Origin of the sequence: Glutamicibacter sp. AOP12-B1-11 (assembly GCF_052379245.1) — a bacterium.
In the GTDB taxonomy this organism is placed as follows: Bacteria; Actinomycetota; Actinomycetes; order Actinomycetales; family Micrococcaceae; genus Glutamicibacter.
In genome coordinates this window covers 34838-61148 of the sequence record NZ_JBQSYL010000013.1, presented here as the reverse complement: position 1 = coordinate 61148, position 26311 = coordinate 34838, and the positions used below count along the sequence as shown (strand labels likewise).

Below are 26311 nucleotides of genomic sequence, written 5' to 3'. Positions count from 1 at the left end.
ACTAGATCCGTCTAGGCCAAAAATGTTGCCAAAGAATCAGCGATTGCGCTTAGCGCAAGACCTTACAGTCACTGTACGTTCCGGCGCCCGAAGCGGACGCCGGAACGTCGTGCTATATGCACGCCCTCGCCCCGAAGGGGTCATGGGGGACCGGTTTGGATTTATTGTCTCCAAGGCAGTGGGAATTGCGGTTAAGCGGAACCTGGCGAAACGTCGCATGCGCGAAGTTGCCCACGAGCTTAGGCGCGTGGATGGAAACCTGGATATCGTCGTTCGTGCCCTGCCTGGAGCTGCTGAGCTCTCTTGGGAAGAGCTGCGATCACAGGTTAACACTGCTTTCGCATCCGTGCTTCGTAAAACAGAGGTCCGCTGATGCGTAAGGACTTAGCTTTCCGAACCGGACCTGTGTGGTTCATCATTGATATTCCACGCAATCTTCTTATCGGGTTTCTTAAGTTCTACCGAAAGATCATCTCGCCAATTTATGGCGATGTATGCCGATACTTTCCTAGTTGTTCTGCCTATGGGCTCGAAGCGGTGACTCAGCACGGTGCCGTCAAAGGTATCGTCTTGACTGCCTGGCGGGTTCTGAGGTGTAATCCATTTTCCCACGGCGGCGTAGACCACGTTCCGGAGGGTCCACGGATTTGGCCCGAAGGTAAACTGCCGAGGATCATAGTTCTGAATCATCCTGTGATTCCCGACGATGAAGACGCCGCGGATAGCGGCCACAAGGAGCTTGACCGCTAATGAACTTTCTAGACACCATATTGACTCCGTTCACGTATTCCGTGTCGTGGGTCCTGTGGGCCTTCCACGAACTGTTCACCATCATGGGTATGGACGAGGGCTCGGGAGTGACCTGGACCTTGTCCATCATCTTCCTGGTTCTGCTCATCCGTACACTGCTGATTCCGGTCTTCGTCAAGCAGATCAAGAGCCAGCGTGCGATGCAGGCGCTGCAGCCCGACCTGCGCAAGCTCCAGGCGAAGTACAAGGGCAAGACCGACCAGATGTCGCGTCAGGCTATGGTGCAAGAACAGCAGGCGCTGTTCAAGAAGCACAAGACCAACCCACTGTCTTCCTGTCTGCCACTGCTCGTGCAGATGCCATTCTTCTTCGCCCTCTTCCGCGTGCTTAACGAAGCTTCCCGTGCCAGCGATGACGGCCGTTCAATCGGTGCCTTGTCCGCTGACCATATCCGCAGCTTCGACCAGTCCTCGATCCTCGGGGCACCGCTTTCCGAGACCTTCTTGGGCACCATCAATTCCGGTGCCATCAACTGGGCAGTAATCATCGTTGCGGTCATCATGATCCTCGCGATGACCGCCTCACAGTTCTTCACCCAGCGCCAGCTGATGACCAAGAACATGAGCCAGGAAGCCCTGCAGGGCCCGTTCATGCAGCAGCAGAAGATGATGCTCTACATCCTGCCTCTGGTCTTCGGCATCGGTGGTATTAACTTCCCAATCGGCGTGCTGATCTACTGGACCGCATCGAACCTTTGGACCTTGGGACAGCAGTTCTGGGTCATTCGCAACAACCCAACTCCAGGCTCTGAGGCAGAACGCGAACTCAACGCTCGTCGCGCTGCCAAGGGTTTGCCTCCTGTGGGACAGAAGAAGCTGGATGAGTCCGAGACCCCAGCGATCGAAGAACCTAAGGGCCAGCGCGAGCAGCCAAAGCGTAAGAATCGCCGGAAGAAGTAGTCATGACTGCAACTGAGAACACCGAAGTATCTGAGCTGACCGACCAGGTCGAGCAAAATGAAGAGGTAGTCGACGAAGGCGATGTTGCCGCGGACTACCTAGAGGAACTGTTGGATATTGCCGATCTCGATGGCGACATCGACATCGAAATCCGTGGCGGACGAACGTACATTTCCATCGTCGCCGAGGAAGCCACCACCGACCTGAACAGCCTCGTAGGCAAGGACGGTGAGGTACTCGATGCACTGCAGGAGCTAACCCGCCTGGCTGTTCTCAATGCCACTGGCGAGCGTTCACGCTTAGTCTTGGACATTGCCGGGTATCGCTCAAACCGTGCCGAAGAACTGCAGCAGTTAGCGGCGGAAGCCATCGCCGAGGCGCGAAAGTCGGGACAGCCAGTACACCTCGAGCCGATGAGCGCGTACGAACGCAAACTTGTTCACGATGTCATTGCGGATGCTGGACTGCATTCGGAATCCGAAGGTGAATCCACCCGTCGCCACATCGTCGTATCGACGCTGGATAACTAAGTAATTCGCACCGCGCGTTTTCAATCGTTCAAAGGAACTATGCAATGACTGAGGACCTCAGCCTTACAGCAGCGGAGACCGTAGCTGCCGAAAAGATTTTCGGTGACCGACTGGATCTTGCTAAGCGCTACGTAGCGCACCTTGCTACGTCAGGCATTGAACGAGGGCTGCTTGGCCCGCGTGAAGTCCCTCGTCTGTGGTCCCGCCACGTGCTCAACTGTGCTGTGATCGAGTCGTTGATGGAGCGCGATGCTGAAGTAGCCGATGTAGGCAGCGGTGCGGGCCTTCCTGGCCTGTGCTTGGCCATCGCACGTCCGGATCTCAAGCTGACGCTGATTGAACCCTTAGAGCGCCGTTGCATCTGGCTGACAGAAGTCATCGACGACCTCGGTCTGGACAATGTGACCGTGATGCGTGGACGCGCCGAGCAGATGACTGAGACCATCAATGCCCGTTACGTGACTGCCCGAGCGGTCTCGGCGTTGAGTAACCTCGCAGGCCTGACCATCCCACTGCTGCACGGGCAAGGTGACCTTATCGCCATCAAGGGACGTTCCGCCGCAGAAGAAATTGATAAGGCGCAGAAGGTCATCCGCAAGCTTGGTGGCACCGAAACTAAGGTAGTCACTGTCGGTGAAGACGTGCTGGAAGAAGTCACCACGGTGGTTCAAATCAAGGTTGGCTAATACTTAGGCGTTAGTCTTTAAGTAGCTTTAGATGCGGAATAACCCAAGACCTGAGTATCTTTCGAGATTCAGCTTGAACGCATACTAAGACGTTTGTTTTCGTGTGTTTCACGTGAAACATCGTCGGTGGGTTCATGGATTTTGAACGCATCAATTCACGAGGAGGAGTTTCACCTTTGTCCAAGGCTAAAGGTTCGTCGAGCAACGTTTTTGACTTTAATGATTCTTCTTCGCCGTTAGCTAGTCAGCTGGCCAATGAACATAGGCGCCGCGAAGCGATTTCGGAGCGAGAAGTCCCAACGCCGCCGAAGACTCGATACCTCACTATCTCCAACCAAAAGGGTGGCGTGGGCAAGACGACCACGGCAGTTAACCTTGCGGCGGGTTTGGCCAAGAGTGGTCTGAACGTTCTGGTAATCGATATCGACCCGCAGGGCAATGCATCGACAGCTCTAGGTATTGAGCATCATTCGGAAGTCGATAGCATTTACGACGTACTTATCAATGATCTTCCTTTGGCAGATGTCATTGCGACTTGCCCTGAGCTACCCACATTGGAAGTGGCTCCGGCAACTATTCATCTTGCGGGTGCTGAAATTGAATTAGTTTCTTTGGTGGCCCGAGAGCAGCGTTTGCAGCGAGCATTGGATGACTATGCGCGCACTCGTCAACGCAAGGGACTTCCTCGTCTGGACTACGTATTCATAGACTGCCCGCCGAGCTTGGGCCTATTGACTGTCAACGCATTTGTGGCTGCCAGGGAAGTGCTCATCCCAATTCAGTGTGAGTACTACGCGTTGGAGGGTCTGAGCCAGCTTTTGAAGAATATTGAGATGATTCAAAAGCATTTGAATTCAAAATTAACTGTTTCCACGATACTGCTCACCATGTATGACGGCCGGACCAATTTGGCGGCACAGGTAGCCAACGAAGTGCGGGAACATTTCCCAGAGCAAGTTCTCGGCGCCGTCATACCTCGATCTGTACGCATCTCGGAAGCCCCGAGTTACCAGCAGACCGTAATTACTTACGACCCGAGCTCCACCGGCGCGTTGTCTTATATGGAGGCAGCCATAGAGATCGCCGAACGAGCGGTAAAATCCTAAGACAGAACGTTCTAGACAACAAGATCTGGAATTCACTTGTTTTTCGTTGTTTTTAGGATAGAAGTTTCATCTTCAATAGACCCATGACTCCCTAAAAGGAAAATTGTCAACATCCCCCTAGTTACTCACGTAAACAGTAGACTAGTCGTGGGTTGAGAATTTGGATGAAAAGGAGTGCCGCTATATGGCTGACAAGAAGCGTGGCTTAGGCAGAGGGCTTGGTGCGCTGATTTCCAGTTCGCCATCCGGGGCTGTGGCAGAGATTAAAGACGATGTTTCACGTGAAACATCGATACCTACCTCCGACCAGAGCAAGACGAAGACAGCTCGTCCTGTAGACATGTTCTTTGAGCCGGGACGCAAGTCGGCTTCCTCTGCGCCGAAAGCGGCACCTGCAAAGAGTGCGAAGAAGCCTCGGGCGGCAATGCCTGGACTCAACACGACCGTCGCTCCGCGCAAGACCGAACCTGTCCCGCAGAGTAACGACCGGGGAGGGGTGCTGGAGGAGCCGGCAAATGGCTTGGTAGACGTACCGGGAGCTCGTTTTGCTGAACTCAACGTTGACCAGATTCATCCGAACCGTAAGCAACCCCGAACGAATTTTGACCAGGAACACATGGATGAACTCATCCATTCGATTCGGGAAATTGGCCTGCTCCAGCCAATTGTTGTTCGTCCCTCGCGAGAAGACAACGATGCACCATATGAACTGGTCATGGGTGAACGTCGTTGGAGGGCGACTCAGGCCGCAGGACTGTCTACGATTCCGGCTATCGTCCGAGATACGCTGGATACCGACCTACTTCGTGATGCACTCCTTGAGAATCTTCACCGTTCGCAGCTCAACCCACTTGAAGAGGCCGCGGCTTACCAGCAGCTTCTTGAAGAATTCAATTGCACTCAGGAAGTACTTTCGGATCGTATTGGGCGATCACGCTCGCAGATTTCGAACACAATCCGGCTGATGAAACTGCCTGCCCTGGTGCAGCGACGAGTGGCCGCCGGCGTATTGTCGGCCGGGCATGCACGTGCACTGCTCGGTTTATCCAATGGAGAAGCAATTGAGCAACTTGCTCAACGAATCGTCAATGAAGGATTGTCCGTTCGCGCTACGGAGGAGGCAGTGGCCCTTAGCGGCGACAAGCCAGCTAAGAAGACCGTTAAGGCACGTGAGAACCAGCGTAACGAGCGGCTGGATTTTTTGGCGACGTCGTTGGCTGATCGTTTGGACACTAGCGTCAAGATTCAATTGGGTACCAAAAAAGGTAAAGTCAGCATCGAGTTTGCCTCGGTGGAGGACCTAAATAGAATTATGGAAGTCCTAGATCCGGACTTGAAGAAGTAGCCACTTGCTCTTGCGGTGTCGGGTATGTTTCACGTGAAACATACCCGACACCATTTTTTTATCCGCCTACGCGCAGCAAGCCGGATACACCGAATGATCCTTGTAAGCGCTTCAGCCGGTCGAACTGACCAGAATTGGAGGAGACCTCAGCCTAGGGCGTACATGGCTTCTGAGGGGCTGCGCACAGGCCATGCTGGGCACTTAGAAGGAAGGAGTCAACCAGACCAGAGATGCTGCAAGCATGTCAGTCGAGGAAACAGATCAGCGGTGACCCGTGAAAACACAAAAACGGAAAGGCGGAACACCGTGAACCGAATCAGTTCTTGCCCAGAATGCGAGCGTCACCCAAACTTGACCTCATTGAACCAGTAGTGACTTTCCTAAACCGAAAACGGTCCGATGTAACTTATTTGATCTAGGAATCCTTGCAGCTGAATTCTCTTCTCATCCGGCGATGTTGAAACCGTTGATTTGATTCACGCAGATAATGGCTCAAGTGTTCAGCTTCGGATCTGACAGTAGCGTGCTCGTTGTTCGCGTAATTGTGGATATGCGAGAGCGGTACCTGCACCTCTGATTGAAGTAAGTTTCAGGGCCCAGAACTACTGCCATATCGAATGTCCTTGAACAAGGTCACCGGGCAGAAGGACCAGCGGTAACGAGCTAGGTTCTATGCCGACCAAGGTGCACTTGGAACAATCTGATGGTTGCTTCGGGCGTGAGCGCGTGGCGATGGGAGAAGCAATGAGAGTTCAAATCGTTGTCTGCTCTAATTTGGCCATGTCTGATAGATGCAATGAAAGGGGAGGCGCCGACCATCTGGGTGGCGCATTGCCTTCATATAATGAGACGGTCATCAGCAGTACCTTTGTTGAAGGTGGTCGCTGATAAGACGGCGGGCTTTGATCATTCACTCAGCGAATGCGGTGGTTTATTAGGATGTCGCATTAATTGTCCGCCAGTGGGCAATTTTCTGGCCGCACGTCGGCTGATCTCCATGCACGCCAACAGATTCCTGACGATTGAAGGCGTGCCAACGAATTGCCGGGCAAACGACGATCATGTTTTGAGAACTCGTTAGTGTTGAATATTAGTAGGTTTGGGGACCCCGCAACGTTGCCTATTGGAGCCAGCGTTATTGCCGTTGGGGACCAGCAGTCCCTTTGGAAAAGTAATTAGGGCTACGTAGTGAAAATATCTTGATTCGCGCTGGGGAAGTTTGCGGTTTATTGCCTTCGGGGTATCCCGTATTGTGAATTCGCCCGGTCGCGGTAATAGCCGTTGGAGACGGTTCCAGCAAGCTCGGGCAGGAACTAGCGGCACGATTGAATACCGCAGGAATGAGGATAAGCCAGGGGGCAGACATTCACTACACTCGAATATTGTACCGATGCGTTCCTATCGGGGGAGGTACTATAGACTCCGTGATCCAGAGGATCCGTTGGTCTACTTTGCTTCATTGCCTAGAACCGTAAAATAACCAGCTGCACGTTGCCCTAAATACAGGCCTTAGGGGGCATAAAAACGTCATCCACGCTGTGAGTGCCACCAGCCTTCGGAGTTGCGTATCCTGTGGTACCTCAGTGCTTTATCTATTCTGTACCGGCAACGGTTTACGGGCAGGATTTTTTGTGAACATGCCGAGTGATGATTGCAACAGCATTGTCTGTGGGCGGTGCTATTCATTTTCGTCGCATTGGGTATAGCTCTCCAAAGCGATTTTTCGAGTCCTAGAACAACTAGGTTCACAGATCTTCGACTAGCACCAGAGACGGAGCGACTGACAAGATTCCATTTGGCAGCGTTCAACAGAGGGCATGGGCATTCCCTCTGTTCCTCGGATGGTAGATAGCCGAAGGCATCTTCTTGGTGTAGAAGTAATCGAGGTGGGTTGGTCGGATAGTGTTGCTACCTTGCTACCTTGCTACCTTGCTACCTTGCTACCTTGCCAGCTCCGACGCTTACCCTCGAATCTAGTGGTACGGATCGAAAGGCAATATTCGGTGACACTCAAGGCTCCGAATACTCATGTATTCACGCATAGAATCATCGGCTTTCCAGTGGCGTCGAGGACGCTGATATTTGACCGTAGGTCCAAACTGAGCTCCGAATGCTCGAGCGTGTTCGGTTTAAAATTAGCTAGACGCGATCGGTGCTGGTCTCGCTAAAGCTCCGGTTCGTATTCAATAAATCAGAATATCTTGGATATGGGGCATGCTCTGTTTCACGTGAAACATGGCGCCATGGATCGGCTGACATCGGAACTACATTGCGTGTCACCAATGTAGAAGGAACTAGCGGGCTGGATCGAATCCCAAAATCATAGAGTGATCATAGTAAGTACTGAGAACCGATGATGAGGATAATCTCTAGATGCTCTGCCAGGGGGCGCCTGCAGCGCATCTGAAGTCCAACACCGACATCGAGATTACCTACGACATCCAACACGCTGATTGAATTTCAGTTCAGACAAGTCGGATGGCAATATTTCTCAACCCTGCCGCCAACACTGTCAAAGCTGTAGCGGTTCGAGCTCAATCCTTAGATGATATCGATAGTTGGATCGGCATCACGACTAGATACAAGATACTTCTGAATGAATTTGGCACCGCCCAATCGATCACGGCGAATAATATCCTTGGAAGTCCAGCTGCACCATGGGAGTGCATGCTTCTATCCTGCAGCAATTTCTAGTGATACCCATGGTGGAACCCCAGTCACGAAGAAGATCAGGGGAGTAGGGCGTATGTGAAATATCGGGATCTTTCAGTTCTTGAGCGCTGAACAAGTGTCCGATGTAGAGGTTACCAAGAAGCGGTAGACAGGTCCGACTGACGAGATCAGGGGCGTAGCAGACGGGATGCATACCTTCGGAATGATCGGTGATCTGATGTCACTCCGACAGTACGGCACACGCTTCGATTGAAGTTGCGTTCGGTACTTTCGCGCGGTAGCTCCAAATCCCATACTCAATGAATACTGATCGAATATCTGGAGGTATGGGAGCCTCCGGATATACCCTTCCATAGCCACCAATGTGCTTGTTGAGGGCCCGAACCTTTCGGGAGGCACCACGTAACCGCAACAACATCCTATAGCCTAGTCCAAGGACCTTTTCTCCCTCATGTTGTAGCTCGTAGTATCGACTCAGATCGTATTTTGCCCGATCCGCTCCATGATCGCGTCCATGCAGGAATTTGAGTGTCACTCCGACTCTCGGGAATTGCTTAGACACCGTATTCCAGTCAGGCGGAGTGAACGAGCCCTAATGCTCCCCGAGGCCAGGGACTAAAAACTACCAAACAGGTTCCTATAGTTTGCCTGGGTTCCCGTTCCGGTGTTTTCGGTTTCTAATTCGGCATCTAGGACGTTGTATGCGTTGTTTCTGAAGATGTTTCGCGAGACGTCGATACTCCGCCCCGATATTCCTTCGACGGGAAGCAAGCGTGTCAGCTTCGCATTGTTTTATCGCACCAATTGCATTGCTCCCTCCAACAGATGTTGTCATATGGCGGAAGGATTCCAATTCATGGCTCTCAGGGGCGCCATTGGCGGTTCTGAGTGGCCATATTGGCGCTTTCAAATCGTCAAATATTCAACTGATCCGCTTCCCGAGCGATTTCACGATCGTATTTTTCTGAACGTCTACTCCTGTGGCAACCGACGGTACTACGTGTGGGACTATCCCAAAGAAACATGAATGTTCTCTTTGGGCACTGCCATAGGGTTCACCGGCATCGTTGGGATCTACGTTGCCGAAGGCTGCCCGACCCGACGAAAGAAGCCTGGCAGACTTCGCGAGAAGGATTCAATGGCTACGGTTACGTTCCACAAGTCCATAGCGATGAGAATAACGTCGCGATGGATGGAGTCTTGCCGGCATGTGCCAAGGAAAAATTGCTTCTGGTTCGGAACGTTGCTGCTTGGAGATATGCACGCCGCTGTTGTCGCTCAACGTTATCTTGTACTCAGTGTCTGGAGACTTAGTTACTCGGCATCGGCATCCGTTGCGAGATGAGATGGGCAGGCTCTTCCGCGGTACCATCTGGAACGTTTTCGAAAGGTTCAGAATACTGGAGATCATCCGTGCTGTTGGGCATGGACATTCGCATTGGCGGCCGCTGTATCTCCGGCACAAGTAGGTACCGTCTCCCAACGGAAATATCGGTAGCATCCAGCATGTCGCGCAATCGGGACAGGTGCGAAATGAAGGGCTTATCCCAGATGTAGTGGGGGAGAGTTACTAGGCAAATATCGGCTGTCTGCATCTCGTTCTCGTTTGCCGGCGTTTGAGAGCTACTAGGAGTTCCGCTCAAAAACGATGACTGTGCACTTGTGATTTCTCGCTGAAAGCCAGTGTGGGACAAAAGGTCATCTATCCAGATTAGGCACCTGACGAATCGATGAGAACATCCGACCGAATCACTGGCTGCTCCCGCAGTGATTCTGGAACTCATTACGGGTAATCGGGATGTGGCGCCAGGTTCTACAATGGCGTCTGCGACGAAACGGTTTTTATAGTTCTTGCTACCGTCTAGGCGTAGTGCTGATATTTTTCACTACACTTGGGGCAGTTCGGTTCGCGGTCCTCCTGATACTCATCATCTGCGCGTGTTTCACGTGAAACATTCTTCACTCACTTAAAGGTTGGAATTACAGAATCCATGGTGTTGTATAGCTGGCGACGAGAAAAGCCGCTCCATGTCAGCACGGGACGCAAATATGTTCTTCGGGTACAGAATTGTGCGCTACTGGTCCCTTCCATTATTGAAAACGGCGATCGTCGACGCGCGATTTCGAACGTCAATCAACGGAAGACAGAATGGAATCTAGCCCTTTCGAGGCCAGACCAGAAATGACGTTTGTTTCACGTGAAACAACGCTATTTGCGAGACGACATGGTATTCACCGTTCGACGATCGGGGGCGGGCGGACCTGATTGTCTGATAAATGAGGTTCGGTCGATTTCAGAACTGATTGCGGCTGCGCCAACGAACATTCACTCTTAACGTCAAGTTTTCACTGGCAGATCTCGGGACCTAACTAACCACCAGAAGGTGGAACAGTTCCGGGAGCGACACGTGTATTGATCCTCTGACAACGAAGCCTCTGGCATCAGCGGCTTGGTTCTGGGGTGCATGCGGACGCGATTATGGATCGAATCATTCACAATACGACGTGGTGCGAAACCGGGACGTACAACATGCGTGAGCAGTTGAACCTCGTATAGAAAGGAATACCGTTGGCGGCCAGTGGCACCCTTCAGGGCAGCTGCTGGTCCCCAACGGCAATAACGCTGGCTTTCAAAGGCAATATTGGGTGGTCCCCAAACCTACTAATATTCAACAACACCCTTGATCCGTAGACATGAGGGTTGCACCTACATGTTGAAGTTGCCCGGCTCAACCCAGATCCTATGCTGAACAAACCGATCCAAGTTCGTATCCGCGTGAACCCCTGAATTGAACCTGGCAGGCCAGACAGATTGCTTGTAGTGAGTGCAGAGCCTGTTGCCGTCGAGCCATACGGGCGTTGCTTCGCTTTCTACGACATCCGCCGAAAGTCTCCCCATAGAGGGTCTGCTTATTCAGAGGTCTTCAAGGGCTCTAAGGGTGGCTCAGACGGAAGATTATCGTGTTTCGTTGGCAAGGCCACTGGAAGGCATTATTGCTGCCTCACAATGAGTCAAATGCTCTACTTGGGGGAGGTGAATCTATTCTAGGAGGACGGATGGCAAACTACCGTGGCATCATGCGTCCACTCGTTCGAGTACACAGACACAGCGCTATCGTCAGACCCGGGAACTGTCCACCGTGGGCTGCCAACAACACTATGAAGGCCCCTGAACGACCAACTACTTACGACGACTATAGGTCACGTTGATAATCTCGGCGAGGTACAACTGGACCTGCGTTTTCCCAATAGATGACCCCAACAATACGCGTGCTTCTAGGAGCCTGCTTTCTCACCAGTAATCGAATCAATGAAGACCGATCGGTTCTTCTCGTTGCCGCGTTCCCGAGAAAGCTCAGTGAGTTGCTAGTCAGCGCAAAAGAGAAACGGGTATCCGAGATAGCGCCTTATTAGCCGAACCGCGTCGATATCCACGACTTGGCATCGACGCTCTGACACGAGTGCAGCGACTGGACAGCGAAGGTAGTTCAGCGGTCACCAATTCTCAATAACTGGTACACCAGTACCGGTTACGTGGACCGGTCTCCTGGACTTGCTGTATCGAAGTAGAGTAGCGACACATGGTTGCGAACGTTCTGAGGTCCATCCGGTCCGTTCTCGCTCCATGCTTCTGGTCCTGATTACTTGACACATTCAGTGAGGAGAGACGCTTGCCAGGTACGTCGTAGGGCGGGCCGTTACATTGAGAGACCCCCATCCAGCGTCTTCTTCTTTGAGCTCGCAAGGCACCGTTGCACGTCTTCTACTGCCGAATCTCGAAGGTAGTCTTTTTCCTGAATTTTCCTGGTCTATATCCCAAGCAACATAGGAATCAGGAACATGAAAATTTTAAAGATGAGTTCACTTCTGACTAGCACTACTGAGTTTCAAACGAGGATCGACTTGTGCATGGCAGCCTCGGGATTCATGACTGGTAAGAAGATTGGTGCCGCTAGCGGATGTCGTCATCTATGCAAAGTAATCGCCGAAGATGCTCATGTTGGTAAGCGGCTATCGATATCTGGAAGGTGCTCTAAACTACTTTGCACGCTAACGGGTTGCTTCGAAGAAAGTTGAAGTAGCCAGAGATCGAAGCGCACGTGCTACCTGCAGCCGGTTGGGTGAGCGCCGTGTTTTCCGTCGATATGTTGAATCTGACCAACAAACACACATGGAAATGAAATCTCCAATTTACTTGAGAGAAAACAAGCTATATTACTTGGTTAAATACGTCGTAGCTCTGAGGCGCGTTTTCTGAGCATAGCCACCACGCCCTGACTAGCGGTAGGGACAAAAATAGGCGTTGAGCTCGAAAGCTCAACGCCTATTTTGACAACTACTTAGGATCTACAGGTATTCTGCAAATTCCTTCTCAATGACAGCCTTTGGCTTAGCACCGAGCGAGGAGGCGACGTGCTCGCCATCCTTGAAAACGAACATTGCAGGAATGCTGGTGATGCCGTACTTCGCGGAAATCGCCTGGTTCTCATCGATGTTCAGCTTTACGATGGTGACCTTGTCTGCGTGCTCCTCAGCGATCTGATCCAGGATTGGGCTCAGCTGACGGCATGGACCGCACCACTCTGCCCAGAAATCTACGATTACTGGCTTCTCGGACTCCAGAACTTCTGCCTGGAAGGTTGCTTCGGTTACTGCCTTAGCGTTACTCATGTGAGTGAACCCCTTTCTGCGAATTATTAGTTGGTTACCTTGGCCGGGGTCTTGACGTTGGCCAAGTAATGCTCGACGTCCTGAGCAGCGGCGCAGCCGGAAGCTGCGGCGGTGATTGCCTGACGGTAGTTTGAATCGATGACGTCGCCAGCTGCGTAAACACCAGGCAACGAAGTACGCGAAGAACGGCCGTCGACGGCGATGGTGCCTTCTGCGGTTAGCTCCAGCTGATCCTTGACGAGATCCACGCGTGGATCATTGCCGATGGCTACGAAGATTCCGGTGACATCCAGGGTGGACTCTTCGCCGGTGTTGCGGTTCTTCACGACGAGGCCGTTGACCTTGTTTTCGCCGTTAATGCCGACAACCTCGGAGTCCCAGACGAATTCGATCTTTTCGTGTGCCAAGGCGCGATCCGCCATGATCTTCGACGCGCGAAGTTCGCTGCGGCGGTGCACCACGATGACCTTTGCCGCGAACTTGGTCAGGAAGAGAGCTTCTTCCATTGCGGAGTCGCCGCCGCCGATGACGGAGATCGTCTGGTCGCGGAAGAAGAAACCATCGCAGGTAGCACACCAGGAGACACCGTGGCCGGAGAGGCGTTTTTCGTCTGGAAGGCCCAGCTCGCGGTAGGCAGAGCCAGTGGAAACAATGACGGTGCGGGCGCGGTACACGGTACCGTCGGCCAACGACAGGGTCTTGATTTCGCCGTCGAGCTGCATCTCGGTGACATCATCGAAGAGCACCTCGGCGCCGAAGCGCTCGGCCTGCTTCTGCATGTTGTCCATCAGGTCAGGGCCCATGATGCCCTCGGGGAAGCCTGGGAAGTTTTCGACGTCCGTGGTGTTCATCAGTTCGCCACCGGCGGTGACTGAGCCGGCAATGACCAACGGGTTCAGGTTCGCACGCGCGGTGTAAATCGCAGCGGTATAACCCGACGGGCCGGAGCCGACGATGATTACGTCGCGGATTTCGTCGTTCTGTGCTGAAGTCACGAGGGTAGAACCCTTTCGTTCTAATAATGCGAAGTGGATAGCAAGGTCTAACCTCACTATCCACCTCAACGCATTGCTTTGGTAAAAAATTCCGCTTCTGTTACTTGGCGGAGAACTCGCCGATCTGCAAGCCGAATGGACGGGAGGCATTGGCGCCCGAAGCACGGCGTGGCAGGTCAGTGACGTTGAGGAATACGTGCGTGCCTGCCATCTGATCGGAGTCATCGCCCTTGACCGGAACGGAGATCGATGGACCGGAGAACGAGCCCTTGGCCACAGACTTCGCATCGCCCAGATCATCTGAGGTACCTACGAGGATCTCGTAGTCGCCACCGGTGGCATTCAGGCCCTCGAGATTGATTTCGGAGATTCCCGATTCCTCTTCAAGCTCCAGGATGAAGACCATATTCGAGGAGAAGCCACCGAAGTTGCTGGTGGTGTACGAGTAGGTCTTGTAGGTGCTCGAAGGATTGCCGTCGATCATGTCGCCGAGGGTGTTGTCGGTTTCCGCATTAAGCTGCTGGTTGCCTGGCACCAGACGCGAGACATCATCGACCTTTGGAGCCGGCAGTGAAGGCTCGCTTGGCGTTTCAGCCTCGTCCTGGGTCGGTGCGGCCGCGGTTTCGGACGGGGCGGTCGAAGGATCGGCAGTTGTGTCCTTACCTGCGCCACCCAAGAAGTTGAAGGCGAAAACGATGCCGATGATCAGCACCGCGATCAGCACGGCGCCCACGAGCAGACGTACGCCCTTCGAGGTGCCTTCGTCTTCCTCTTCCTCCAGTGGCTCTGGAACGTCCTGTGCAGGAACGCCCTTGGCGGCTGCAGGGAAGGTAGAAGCCTTCGGTGCGGAAGCTGCGGCGATGCCGGCCATAGCTGCTGCCTTTTTCTGCGCAGGCTTCTTTGGCTCTTCTTTTTTCGGCTCCTCTTTCTTAGGAGCAGATCCCTTGGACTGGGCCGCAGCCGCGAGGGCGGCCGTTGCGGTGACATTGGGTTCCTCATCGTCGTCCAGACGGGTCACCTTGGGCTTAGGGGTCGCAGAAGCCTTGTTTGCCGGTGAGATCGGGGTTGCCACCGTGGGGGTGGTTACCTGGGCATTGGGTGCGGTCTGATCGTCGGTATTTTCTTCGACGTACTCGTCTTCATCGACGGATTCCGCGGCGGTGGCATTCTTGCGGCCAAAACGGTTCTTCAAACCGGCGAACCCGCTGCTCAGCGCGTTGCCAACCTTGTTCTGTTCTTCAGGCTCGTCTTCGTAGCGCAGCTGTTCGTAGTATTCAGCATCGTCTTCGTAAGTCTCGGGTACCGACTGACGGGACTCGCCGAATAGCTCGGTGCCCAGGGTATCAGTGAAGAACGGTTCGACGTACGGCGCGTCTTGTGCCTCGAGCACCAGATCCAGCAGGTCGGCTGAGCGGGCGACGTTCGCCACTAAGTAGCTTTGATTCGTTTCGGTGATCCCAAGGTCCAGTACCTGGACGTTGGCCTGACGCTCGCCCATGGCAATTTCACGCGCGCTGGTGGCCAGCTGCGAGGAGTTGGCCGCGGAAGCGACCACGATGCTGACCGATCGGTTGAGCACCTGATCGATGCCGCCAAGCACCAGATCTCCCTCGGCTGTGGTCAGAACGGTTTCGGTGACCTGGTAGCGCCCGCTAAGGACAGAACCGACATCGATGGGCTGCGACACGTGCATCTCCAAGGTTTGATTGCTTCGAACGGCAGGCAGACCCACCATCCTTCATGTTACCTGCCCAAACCCGTCATTTGTTGGTCATTTGAGCAGAATCACGGCTTGGAAAGGCGCGGAATTCTGCGCATAAGCGGGCCGAGGAATCCGGCGAGCTCCGGGACCTTGGTCCGATGCAACAACAACACAAAGCTTATGGCCATAACTAGGCCCACAACACAGATCGTGACAGCGGCGCTGAACAGCGATTCATAAGCGAATCCGAAGCTGAAACCACCCAATAAAGCCAGGGGAATGCAGCCAATAATTGCAGACAGGGTGGCCATCCAACCGATTCGTATATAGGTGTCGATGACCTTGGTGACGCCATAGTCGCCGTAGCGTCGTTTGATCAGATAATGCGTGATGACTGCCGAGATGACATTGGTGATGCCGTAGATGAAGGCAATCGCTGCGGCAATATTTATCGGGTCGACCAGCCAGGCTGCCAACACGGCGCCGATCAGACCGATCGCGGCAATGCTGCTCTGGATCAGCATGGGAGTCCGGGTGTCTTCGTCGGCGAAAAAGACGCGCAACATGAAGAACTGGATCGACTTGAACGGAAGCCCCAGAGCGGTGAGGACCAGCAACTGGCCGATGGCGGCTGCCGCTTGAACGGAATTTTCGGAACTGCCGGCGAAGAGGCGCCCCAACGGACCGGCCAATACGATGAAGACCACGGTGAAGAAAATGATAGGGATTGCGGTAGAGCGCATGCCCTGGTTGAGCAGTGGTCCGATATCTTTGCGCCGGCGGTCGGCAAAGGCTCGGGTGAAGTCATTAAAAAGGACGGTGGCCACGGTCAGTGCGAACAGTGAATGTGGCAACACGGTGATTAGCTGCGAGGTATTCAGCGCGTATTCGCCGGCTACTGAGGCGGCCTGTTCGGCAGATAGTTCGGTACGGGCCGCCGTCGCTCCGGAGACGATTTTCGAGTAGATCAAAGAAGAGATGTTGCCGATGACCATCGCCGCCAGCGTCCAGATAGCTAGCCGGCCGACCCGGCGCAGTCCCATCCCACGCCAGGAGAAATCGAAGCGGAGCTTGAGGTGAGTCTTCTTCAATGGCCAGAGCAGTACGAGAGATTGCATGATGATGCCTAGGGTCGCACCGCCGGCAAGCCATATAGTTTTTCCGGTGCTCCAAGAATCCATCGGATCGCCCGAAGAATAGGCGCCGAAGACCAGCATGAACGAGCCGATTACCAATAATTGGATCAGGTTATTGGCCGCAGGAGCCCACATGAAGGCGGCGAATCTGCCGTGCGCATTGAGGACCTGCCCAAGCACCGCATATAGCCCGTAGAAGAAGATCTGTGGCAAGGACCAATAGGCGAACGCCGTGCCGAGCGCGATCATCGGATCGGTCCAGTTGTTAGTGAGCGCAATGATAATTGGTTGGGCGCACAAGGTCAGCACAACCGTCAGCGTACCCATCACCACGATGGTGAGGGTGACTAGCTTCGAGGTGTATGCGGCTCCACGGTCCTTGGCCTTGGAGGCCTTGATAAGTTGTGGAATCAACACCACGTTGAAGACGCCGCCAGCTAGCAGCATGAAGATGATCGTCGGGATGACGTTCGCCTTCTCGAAGATATCTGCCACCGAGGTGACCGAACCAATGGCCATGGCCAGCATGGCGGTGCGGACGAAGCCGAGCATGCGGGAAACCAATGTGCCCGACGCCATCAGCGCATAGGTTTTTGATCTTCCACCGGAAGCCGGGGCCGCTGGTGTCGCTAGTTCAGTAACCTGTTCGTGGGTTCCGGTATTCGGCTGATCGGGGCTGAGCGGTGAATTAGGAACCTGAGACATACTTCGTAAGGACCTCGCGTGCCAGGTCAGCGATCCGGCGTTCATTAGGGAAGGAAAGACGCTTACCGAGCGCATTCAAGGGTACCCATGCGACATCTACCGCCTCATGGTCTGGGTCGTTCTCGATCGTGAGGTGTCCGCCGGTGGCTTCCAGGAGGAAATGGTGCACGGTCTTATGAACCCGGTAATTGGTTACTGTGAACCAGTAGTCCACAGAGCCCAGCGGAGCGAGGATACGACCGGCAATGCCGGTTTCTTCTTCGATCTCGCGGACGGCAGCTTCCTCATTGATCTCTTCGCCCTCGGGGTGCCCCTTAGGAAGGCACCATTCCAAACGTCCACCGCGGTTGTACCGTGCAATGATTGCGACTGGAAAATCAGGGTTGTCAAAGTCAATAACAATGCCGCCGGAGGAAACTTCTTCGACCGTTGGAAGTGTCTGAGGACCGCCGGACGCCTGCGCAGAAGCCATTGACGCAGTCAATGGCGTGCGCTTTGGGGCAGACGGGATCGGACGGTTCATGAAACCACTCTATCGACTTTTTGGCGATCTACGCCTTAGCGACTTGGACAAGAGAGGTATCTCGCAAGGAAGTTCCGCGATTTTTCAAGCGAGAACACCAGAAATCTGGCACGCTTAAGGAACTATGTACGCACTTCCATCTCATGACGCCCTGCGCCAGATCCTGCCTTCGGTCATTTTCGAGCTCGCCGATCGTTTCGTTCGTGCCGGTCATGAGATTTCCCTGGTTGGTGGTCCGGTCCGCGATCTTTATCTTGGCCGTGTCTCTCCCGACCTGGATTTCACCACCAGCGCGAAGCCGGAGCAAACCGTTAAGGTGATCTCGGGATGGGCCGACAACATCTGGGATGTGGGACGCGAATTCGGGACCATCGCCTTGAAAAAGGGTGAGCACACATTAGAGGTCACGACTTACCGGGCTGACGCCTATGACAAGGATTCGCGCAAGCCAATCGTTGCCTTTGGCGATAACCTGCATGATGACCTGTACCGCCGAGACTTCACCATGAATGCCATGGCGTTACGTCTGCCCGATTTGGAACTGGTGGATCCCTTCGACGGGGTCAGTTCGCTGCGCGATGAACTAATCCGCACTCCAGGTTCCCCCGATATCTCCTTCTCGGATGACCCGTTGCGCATGATGCGAGCCGCACGATTCGCATCGCAGCTTCGCATCGAGGTGTCCTCCGAGGTTCGCCAGGCGATGAGCGAAATGACCGAGCGCATCGATATCATTTCTGCCGAACGAGTACGCGACGAATTGATCAAGCTGATCAACGGAGCCGACCCGCGTACGGGCATAGATTTGCTGGTCGATTCGGGTTTGGCAGACAAGGTGCTGCCCGAGGTTTCAGCGCTGCGCTTGGAAATCGATGAGCACCACCGGCACAAGGATGTCTATCAGCATTCGCTGACCGTGCTTGAACAAGCCATAGGACATGAAACCGATAGCGAGGGCCCCGTTCCAGGGCCAGATTTCATTCTTCGCTTCGCGGCGTTGCTGCATGACGCTGGAAAGCCTGCAACTCGTAAGTTCGAGTCCAATGGCGCGGTTTCATTCCGCCACCATGACATGGTCGGTTCGAAATTGGTGAAACAGCGCATGCGCGCCCTGCGATTCGACAAGGACACCACCAAAGCGGTGGCGCGCCTGGTTGAACTGCACATGCGCTTTTACGGCTATGGAGACGCCGGTTGGACCGATTCGGCTGTGCGCCGCTATGTGACCGACGCGGGCGAACTGCTTGAGCGATTGCACCGCCTGACCCGGTCGGATGTCACGACCCGCAACCGCCGTAAGGCCGAGCGCCTCGGATTTGCCTATGACGATCTAGAGACGCGGATAGCTGAAATTACCGAGCAGGAAGAGCTGAAGTCCATTCGTCCAGATTTGAATGGTGAACAGATTATGGCTTTGCTGGACATTAAAGCCGGGCCATTGGTAGGTCGCGCCTACAATTTCATGCTCAACCTGCGTTTGGATGACGGGCCGCTGGGAGAGCAAGTCGCCGCAGAAAGACTCCGTGCATGGTGGGCGGAACAACCGGAATCTCAGCAACCAGCAGCTGAATAGTAGTTGCAATTAGCGCAGGTAGGGACGTTTTGGGGCAGGCCCAGAGCGTCCCTACACGGCTTTAAAGAAACTTATTGAAGAATTTGAGTAAATCACTGGCGCGTGCGAAATTCTCCATGTATGCTGAATATTGTGATTGGGAAGTCTCAATGAGACTTGCGGATCAAAAAGACAATACTAAGTGAGTCTCGGGCTTTTGCGCGATTGACTCGGACAGATTTTTAGGAGGTGGGAAACGTGATTACAAATCGAGATAACTGGAATTATGGCGGCATGCGATCAGGCAAAATGGCCTTTTCAAATTGCTGGTTCGGCTTTGCCGCGCGCCATGGCGTTTCCCCTGCCTCCGGAATGATGGATTCCTAGACTTCTACGAATTCAAGCAAAAGTTCCTGGGGCGGTCAGTCAGTAATCGACATTCTCCCTTAGGAACTTTTTTCATGTCTGCTCCACTTTTTGATAGCTCTGTTCAACGGGCCGTTCGAACCTCGGAACTCATCTTCGCAGGTCCCGAAAGCCTGAAAGCTCGCGCAGTTTCTACTACGCACCAGGACCTTCCCACCTCCCCGATCTGTTTAGAAGGGAGGGAACAATAATGAAAAAGCGTTTTGCTAAGAACCGGAAGCAACTTGATAGTGCCGAATTAAACCGCCGACTAAGTCAGCGGGAGTTGGTCAACCATGTGCCACCGGAAATGTACCTCCGTATCCGATAGTTGAGCTCAACGCCATTACCGTTGTTGCCAACTACAGGAAGGGGTGCGAAATGAACTCGCAAACAATTCAGCAGAGGCCCGCCGGCCTATCAGCCGGCGGGCTTCTCCGCGTCCGGGGCAAGCCGCGCGCTATAGAAGGAGCATACAAAAAGATCCGTGCATGGAACTCTATTCCAGAATTCCACGCACGGATCTTTTTTGCTTCGTCCCGGGGGACTTTCTAGCGTTCGATGTCGCCGCGGATGAAGGCTTCGACCTTTGCGCGAGCCGACTCGTCGTCGTACTGCTCTGGTGGGGACTTCATGAAGTAGCTCGAAGCCGACAGGATCGGGCCGCCAATGCCGCGGTCAAGCGCGATCTTGGCTGCACGCACAGCATCAATGATGACACCGGCCGAGTTTGGCGAGTCCCAAACCTCTAGCTTGTATTCCAGATTCACCGGAGCATCACCGAAGTTGCGTCCCTCGAGGCGAACGAACGCCCACTTGCGGTCATCGAGCCAGGCAACGTAGTCGCTAGGTCCGATGTGCACGTCGTCAGCGGTGAGCTTGGCCGAGGTGTTCGAGGTGACTGCCTGAGTCTTGGAGATCTTCTTGGATTCCAAACGATCGCGTTCCAACATGTTCTTGAAGTCCATGTTGCCGCCGACGTTCAGCTGGTAGGTGCGATCAAGCACCACGCCACGGTCTTCGAAGAGCTTGGCCATCACACGGTGTGTGATGGTGGCGCCGATCTGCGACTTGATGTCGTCGCCCACGATTGGCACGCCTGCATCGGTGAACTTCTGTGCCCACTCCGGGGTGCCGGCAATGAAGACCGGCAGGGCGTTGACGAAGCCAACGCCTGCATCGATAGCGCACTGAGCGTAGAACTTTGCTGCGTCTTCGGAACCCACCGGCAGGTAGCAGACCATGACGTCGACCTTGTTTTCCTTCAACGCCTTGACGACGTCAACAGGGTCGGCGGTCGACTCTTCAATGGTCTCCCGGTAGTACTTGCCCAGACCGTCCAGGGTGGGCCCGCGCTGCACGGTGACACCGGTGGCTGGTACGTCGGCGATCTTGATGGTGTTGTTTTCGCTGGCCAGGATAGCGTCGGATAGGTCGAGGCCGACCTTTTTCGCATCCACATCGAATGCCGCAACGAATTCAACGTCGGCCACGTGGTAATCACCGAATCGCACGTGCATCAGGCCCGGAATAGAGGCATTTTCGTCGGCACTTCGGTAGTACTCGACACCTTGGATAAGGGAAGTGGCGCAGTTACCCACACCAACAATGGCAACGCGAATCGGGCTCGCCGACACATGAACTCCTAATGAAATATACAAATCTGTGGGCAAAATGACCGCGCGATAGCACAGTCTATTAATGGGCCCTTAATGATCTTAAGACCTTTTGGCCAAGAAACATTCCCATAGTGGTTGCAATCACCGGATGTTTCAACGGAAGGCAGGCTGATCGTGGTGAGTTTGGCATGCAGCAATCCGGGAAAAGGCGGATCAAGGAGCTATTCTTGTACAAGAGCAAAGCCAATTATGCCTATGACTGCTACTGAAAGAATAACGAATTTCCTACGTCACTCGCATAGATAATTTTGATCATGACATGGACCTTGGGTTTGATTGTCGTGACAACTTCATGTGTCTGCGAATTTTCAGCAATACCCTGAGCACTGGTGTCGGAAGTGCCGTCCGGACCCGTTGACGAAGTGGTTGGTGCTTGATGAAAGCCAGAATCTCGGGATCTGTTTTTAGCTGACCGCCCCGGGCACGATGCGCGAGGATGGTCAAAGATTCATTGAACGTGTTGTCCACACGGTGAAAATAGTTTTCTCGTAGCCAGGGCTTGTTTGCCGGTTCAAAGTTCAGGTCCTCGAGGTCCTGCAGAGTACCGAGCAATCCGGAGGATTCGAAAACGACGTTGATCATCTGGGCATTTACGCCGAAGTCGGAGAGCACCATGGTCGGCAATCCGCGATCGATCGACTCGAGCGCTGCCGTGGATGAAACGGTCACGAGCGCGCTATGCTCCGTAAGCACTTCAGACATGCTGCCGGTCACGAAGCGCAGATGCGTGGACTTTCCCAACCGGCCAGAGCGAACAAGCTCTTCAAAAAGTAGGTCATAGGGGTAGGCCTCGAGATGCGTCTGCGGTTCGCCAGCGCGCGCTCGCAATTTGACCATGACTTCCAGTCCCGGATTGAGCCGAGCGGCCTGCTCGAGCGAGACCAGAATGCTCTCGCGTTCGGATTTACCGACAGGCACCTTGGCCTGCGGTGCAAAGACCAGTCGCTTGATCGGGGCAGATGAACTGGTGGGAAAACCCGAGGAACGCAGAAAGGGAAGCTTGCTGACCATGATCGTTGGCTGATGACCCTCGTGGTCGAGGTTCATAAATGAAAAATCGCGCGCCTCGGCGTGTGAATGGCAGATGAATGCGTCACCTGGCCGGCGGTAATTCCATCCTTTGCGGGTGGCAGGATAGGCGACCCCGGGAAGCGCGGAGATCAGCGCGGTGCGTCGTTGGTCCACCGGCTCGGTGCGCAGCATTCGAGCATACAACTCGGCGACCACTGGCCCAGTGGCGGCGGCGAAGACGACATCTTCGCCAACGGTTTGCGCATTGAACTGATTCAAGGCTAAGACCTCTAGATCTGCGGGGTCGAGGTCGGTTCCCTCGAATGCTGCGGCGATCTGTTCTTCGGTGGGCATGACAGGGGTGCGCGCCAATACGACGCGACGGTCCCAACTCGGGCCCAGACGGTGCAGGAATGTGGTGGCGAGTTTCAGATACGAGTCTGAATCCGCGACCGCAAGAATTGCTGGTTTCACGAGGATCGTCACACCCTCAACGAGCTTGATAGATGGTCACGAAGATCTTGCGAGGTGCTCGGCGTCCACCAATGACCCGGCACCGGTTGCGCGTACAGGTTACGTGCTTCATTACCGAGCAGGAGGCGCAAGGAGGGAATGACGGTAGAAGGAAGCGCCCTGATTTCTTGTCCGGGACGCAAATCGCGCAATCGCATCTCGATCGGAATCGTATGCTCCTTCAGCACCACGTTGGGAATCTGCTGTAGTTCTTCCAATATCTGCGGAGTCTCTCGGCGGTGCGGGAAGAAGGCTACTGGCCCTTCTGCGGCAATGGAACGAATCCATTGCAGATACGGCGCGGCATGAATAATTCCGTCCGCCGCCATGGCCGAGCCGATGAGCAAGGTCGCTTCGGTGAATCGTTCGGCGACGGGTTGAGTAGCTAGCCACTCGAACCTGTGCTGGGCGAACTTGATGCCCAGCGCATCCATGCGCTTCCTGATTTCCGGTTCAACCTGCAAGGCAGAGACGATCAGCAGACGTCCCTCTCGAGCCAAGCCGCGCAGCCGGTGCCACATCGCCAAGCCCAGGCCCACGCGGGCAGCGGTGTTCTTCGCGCGGGCGCGCACCACAGCGGTAGGTTCCTCGCTGACCAGCTGCCGGATCAGCGCCAACGTGGCCAGCCCATCATCGATGATGACAATTTCCTTGGCCTTGACCCCGGTCAGCATGGTGCGCTGTATCCGGCCCGAATAGGCATCGCCGGTGACGTACCTGTCTCGCGCCGAGCTAGGCTGCGGTGGCCTTTTGGCCGCGGGCATGAAGTGCAAACCAGCCGGCGAATTTCTCAGCAGTGCGCCGGTGGTTGCCTCCAGCGGCATCCCGCGCCGCGGAATGATGCGCACCTCATCGCCGAGCAATCCGGCGGCGTGAGTTTCCACGGCCGAGAGCAGCTGCAGGGGAGATTCCACCCACACATGGGCGGTGCCAAAGCGTGGCCGTGGCACTTCCTGGGTGTCGGGTTGGGAAATTTTGATCATCGTATCGTTCATTTTGCCAGTCGACTCAGGGATTTGGACATGGTGTCCAAGGTCCGTGAGCCGTGGCGCAGCATGTGGCGGGATACGCCACGGACCTTGGCCGGCACCGAACGACGTGCTTGCAAGTGGGCCCACTGCGGTGGCAGCGCAAGCTTGGTGATGCGTCGACGCTTGAAGTGGGCGGAAAACACGCCGTAGTGTTCGGCGAGGAAAGCCTCGGCGACCGGGCGCAAATGCGGGAGCTGCGTGGACTGCATGCAATAAGAAATGGCACCGAGCAAGTCGCTGAGCATGTCGATGCTTCCGGCGCGAGCGGGAGCCGGCAGGTCCTGGACAAAGAGCCCGTGGATGATCGATAGCGGAATACGGTTCGAGTTCTCATAGGGGGCGAGAAGCTGCAGCATCTTGGCGGTACCCACGGCCTGAACCGGCGTACCGAGCACATAGTGGGCGGTGACCAGCGCCGTGGAGAAGCAGGAGATGACAACTTCCGGCTTCGCCGCGAGGATCACGGTTTCGGCCAGATGATCGGTATCGAGCAGATGGAAATCCAGCTCGAGGTCTTGGGCGCGGGCGCGCAATCGGGCCGCCGAGGTGGCGCTGGCCGACGGGTGGGCCTTGAACAAGATGGTGTGCAGCCCTCGGTCCTTGGCGGCTCGGAGCATCTGCTCGTGCAGCTCTAGTTCTTCCTCGGCATCCATCAGGCCGAGGGAACCCAGATACTGGCCGAGGATCAGGGCGGCGCCCTCGGGCAGCTGCAGCTGCGCCTCCCGTGCAAGTTGCGCAAAGACCGGCGCCAGCGCGGTTCCCTGCAAGACCAAGCGTGATGGTTGCTGCTCGGCGAGCAGCTGCGGCTCGAGGCCCGGCACCAGATCGACGTGTATGGTCCCGGCCAGGCGCTGGGCCATTGGGACCTGCAGCTTATTGCGCGTCGGACCGTAGGACATCAGACCGTCCGAATGCACCCAGATCGACGCGTCGAAGAAGATCCGCGCCAGCGCCCGAGCCGGGTTTACCTGGATCGATTCGAGAACTAGCGTCAGCCGTTCGTCTCCCAGATCCCAGGCACTGCGCAGCAAGCGTTCGAAGATGAGCAATTCGTCTTCGCGCGGGTTGAACTGGGCAGGCCGGCGCGGGGAGATCAGCGCGGCGAAATCCACCACCCGATCGAATCGGGCGGCAAGCTCGGCGAATCCCGGGGCTTCGTGAAGGGGCGTGGTCAGTTCGGGCAGCTGCGAGCCATTGGCGAGCACCAGAACATATTCATCTGCCTGCGGCAGCAGTCCGGCGTCGGCCATGGCGGCCAGGGAAGCTAACTGAAAATAGCTGCTGGCCTCGACTAAAGCGATCATTTAGCGGCCCCGACCTGAAGGAAGGAAAGGATGTGGCGGCGGCGCGCAATATCCATTTCGAGCGCTACCTGTTGTGCAATATTAACGTCGATGGTGGTGAATATCTTTCGTAGCTGCTGTTTCATTTCTAGCCGCACCTGTGGCGGGTAGTGCTTGGCGCGTTTCTCGTGATGGCACACGATCGCGAAGAACTGGCGCATCGCCTTGGGCAGGTGGCGGTCGGCGTGCTCATGGGCACGCACCTCCTCCAGGATCCGCGCATAGGCCGGAATGAAGCCGAGCTGGCGCTGGTCGAAGACCTGGGTGAGCGAACCGGGCAACCCGCGGCGGTAGAACACTCCGGGGTAGGAGATCACCGCGTAGCGGCTGGTGCGCAGATGCAGCTTCCAAAGCCACAGCCGGTCCTCGGCGCTGTGCAAGTCCGCGTCGAACAGGTAGGTGTCCTTGCTGCGCATCAGTTCGGTGCGATACATTCCCGCCCAAACGAAGGCATAGTCCACCATCGAGGGGGAGTCGATCGGCTCGATATCATCTGCCGGGTTCAGGGGCAGGCCGCGCAGCGCCTGCGGGGCGCGGTGCAGCACCCGGTTAGTTCCGGTCACCCGCACGTGGTCGGTGCGGACGAAGTCCACGTGCAGGTCTTCCAAGGCCGCGGCCAGGGTGGCGAGGTGTTCCGGAGCGTACCAGTCGTCCGGGTCCAGGAAGGTGAAGAATTCGCCGGTGGCCCGCTCGAGCCCGGCGTTGCGGGCCGCGGAGACTCCGGCGTTTTCGGTGAGGCTGACCAGCTCGAGGCCCTCGAGCTTCTGCTGGTAGCCGAGCACCAGATTCGCGGTCTGATCGGTGGAAGCATCATCGACCACCAGCACCTCTAGTTCCCACTTGCCCAGCTTTTGGCGGGTCAGCGAGGTGAGGGCATCGCAGATGTATTCCTCCTGGTTATAGGCGGGAATCACCACTGATATACGACCGGGGATCAAACTCATGGTTCCTTCTGGGCTAGGCGGGGCAAAAATAAACGGCGGTTGGACCCGTCGG

Annotated in this window: 18 protein-coding genes and 1 pseudogene; 9 read left to right on the top strand and 10 right to left on the bottom strand. The window is 55.2% G+C overall.

Features of this window, described 5'->3' with window-relative positions; all coding sequences use genetic code 11:
- Positions 1–22: 22 nt before the first annotated feature.
- From rnpA to ACT3UQ_RS09595, 8 genes and pseudogenes are all read left to right on the top strand, one after another.
- Positions 23–373, top strand: coding sequence for a ribonuclease P protein component (rnpA, locus tag ACT3UQ_RS09630; RefSeq protein WP_105569330.1), 351 nt, complete (start codon positions 23–25; stop codon positions 371–373).
- Positions 373–750 carry a membrane protein insertion efficiency factor YidD gene (gene yidD, locus ACT3UQ_RS09625; RefSeq protein WP_096282907.1) on the top strand — a complete coding sequence of 126 codons (378 nt, stop codon included), beginning with the start codon at positions 373–375 and terminating at the stop codon, positions 748–750. Before rnpA ends, yidD begins: the two co-directional genes overlap by 1 nt.
- Positions 750–1709, top strand: a complete 960-nt coding sequence (gene yidC / locus ACT3UQ_RS09620; protein WP_105554051.1) for a membrane protein insertase YidC — start codon at positions 750–752, stop codon at positions 1707–1709. The genes yidD and yidC overlap by 1 nt, the downstream gene beginning before the upstream one ends.
- Before the next feature lie 2 nt (positions 1710–1711).
- The gene (locus tag ACT3UQ_RS09615) at positions 1712–2239 is read left to right on the top strand and encodes a Jag family protein (protein ID WP_444637044.1); all 528 of its coding nucleotides are present in this window, start codon (positions 1712–1714) and stop codon (positions 2237–2239) included.
- A gap of 44 nt (positions 2240–2283) precedes the next feature.
- Positions 2284–2925: a 16S rRNA (guanine(527)-N(7))-methyltransferase RsmG gene (rsmG, locus tag ACT3UQ_RS09610; RefSeq protein ID WP_444637043.1), complete on the top strand. Its 642-nt coding sequence runs from the start codon at positions 2284–2286 to the stop codon at positions 2923–2925.
- Between the two features lie 134 nt (positions 2926–3059).
- The gene (locus tag ACT3UQ_RS09605; protein ID WP_258133632.1) at positions 3060–4031 is read left to right on the top strand and encodes a ParA family protein; all 972 of its coding nucleotides are present in this window, start codon (positions 3060–3062) and stop codon (positions 4029–4031) included.
- A gap of 184 nt (positions 4032–4215) precedes the next feature.
- Entirely contained in the window at positions 4216–5376 is a 1161-nt protein-coding gene (locus ACT3UQ_RS09600; protein ID WP_105554048.1) for a ParB/RepB/Spo0J family partition protein, read from the top strand.
- Between the two features lie 5110 nt (positions 5377–10486).
- Positions 10487–10606 (top strand): annotated as a pseudogene (locus ACT3UQ_RS09595) (ATP-binding protein); the annotation flags it as partial.
- A 1790-nt stretch (positions 10607–12396) separates the two neighbouring features.
- Here ACT3UQ_RS09595 and trxA read toward each other — a convergent pair.
- The 5 genes from trxA to ACT3UQ_RS09570 all read right to left on the bottom strand — a co-directional run bounded on the left by trxA (position 12397) and on the right by ACT3UQ_RS09570 (position 17781).
- Positions 12397–12720, bottom strand: a complete 324-nt coding sequence (trxA, locus tag ACT3UQ_RS09590; RefSeq protein WP_096282898.1) for a thioredoxin — start codon at positions 12718–12720, stop codon at positions 12397–12399.
- Between the two features lie 26 nt (positions 12721–12746).
- Positions 12747–13715, bottom strand: a complete 969-nt coding sequence (gene trxB / locus ACT3UQ_RS09585) for a thioredoxin-disulfide reductase (RefSeq protein ID WP_105554046.1) — start codon at positions 13713–13715, stop codon at positions 12747–12749.
- Positions 13716–13815: 100 nt separating this feature from the next.
- Positions 13816–15402: a hypothetical protein gene (locus ACT3UQ_RS09580; protein WP_146112483.1), complete on the bottom strand. Its 1587-nt coding sequence runs from the start codon at positions 15400–15402 to the stop codon at positions 13816–13818.
- A 98-nt stretch (positions 15403–15500) separates the two neighbouring features.
- Positions 15501–17258 carry a murein biosynthesis integral membrane protein MurJ gene (gene murJ / locus ACT3UQ_RS09575; protein WP_258133631.1) on the bottom strand — a complete coding sequence of 586 codons (1758 nt, stop codon included), beginning with the start codon at positions 17256–17258 and terminating at the stop codon, positions 15501–15503.
- Positions 17242–17781 (bottom strand): NUDIX hydrolase, encoded by a 540-nt coding sequence (locus tag ACT3UQ_RS09570; protein ID WP_105554043.1) that lies wholly within the window; start codon positions 17779–17781, stop codon positions 17242–17244. The genes murJ and ACT3UQ_RS09570 overlap by 17 nt, the downstream gene beginning before the upstream one ends.
- Before the next feature lie 124 nt (positions 17782–17905).
- Here ACT3UQ_RS09570 and ACT3UQ_RS09565 point away from each other — a divergent pair, with 124 nt between their 5' ends.
- On the top strand, positions 17906–19354 hold the full coding sequence (locus ACT3UQ_RS09565) for a CCA tRNA nucleotidyltransferase (protein ID WP_105569332.1): 1449 nt from the start codon (positions 17906–17908) through the stop codon (positions 19352–19354).
- A 935-nt stretch (positions 19355–20289) separates the two neighbouring features.
- On the opposite strand, the gene ACT3UQ_RS09560 is transcribed toward ACT3UQ_RS09565, so the two are convergent.
- The 5 genes from ACT3UQ_RS09560 to ACT3UQ_RS09540 form a co-directional block, all read right to left on the bottom strand.
- Entirely contained in the window at positions 20290–21375 is a 1086-nt protein-coding gene (locus tag ACT3UQ_RS09560) for an inositol-3-phosphate synthase (protein ID WP_105554042.1), read from the bottom strand.
- Positions 21376–21669: 294 nt separating this feature from the next.
- Positions 21670–22902, bottom strand: a complete 1233-nt coding sequence (locus ACT3UQ_RS09555; protein ID WP_255248290.1) for a DUF6716 putative glycosyltransferase — start codon at positions 22900–22902, stop codon at positions 21670–21672.
- An 8-nt stretch (positions 22903–22910) separates the two neighbouring features.
- On the bottom strand, positions 22911–23936 hold the full coding sequence (locus ACT3UQ_RS09550; RefSeq protein ID WP_444637042.1) for a hypothetical protein: 1026 nt from the start codon (positions 23934–23936) through the stop codon (positions 22911–22913).
- Positions 23933–25276 (bottom strand): polysialyltransferase family glycosyltransferase, encoded by a 1344-nt coding sequence (locus tag ACT3UQ_RS09545; RefSeq protein WP_096282882.1) that lies wholly within the window; start codon positions 25274–25276, stop codon positions 23933–23935. The genes ACT3UQ_RS09550 and ACT3UQ_RS09545 overlap by 4 nt, the downstream gene beginning before the upstream one ends.
- Positions 25273–26259, bottom strand: a complete 987-nt coding sequence (locus ACT3UQ_RS09540; protein WP_096282880.1) for a glycosyltransferase family 2 protein — start codon at positions 26257–26259, stop codon at positions 25273–25275. Before ACT3UQ_RS09540 ends, ACT3UQ_RS09545 begins: the two co-directional genes overlap by 4 nt.
- Positions 26260–26311 lie beyond the last annotated feature (52 nt).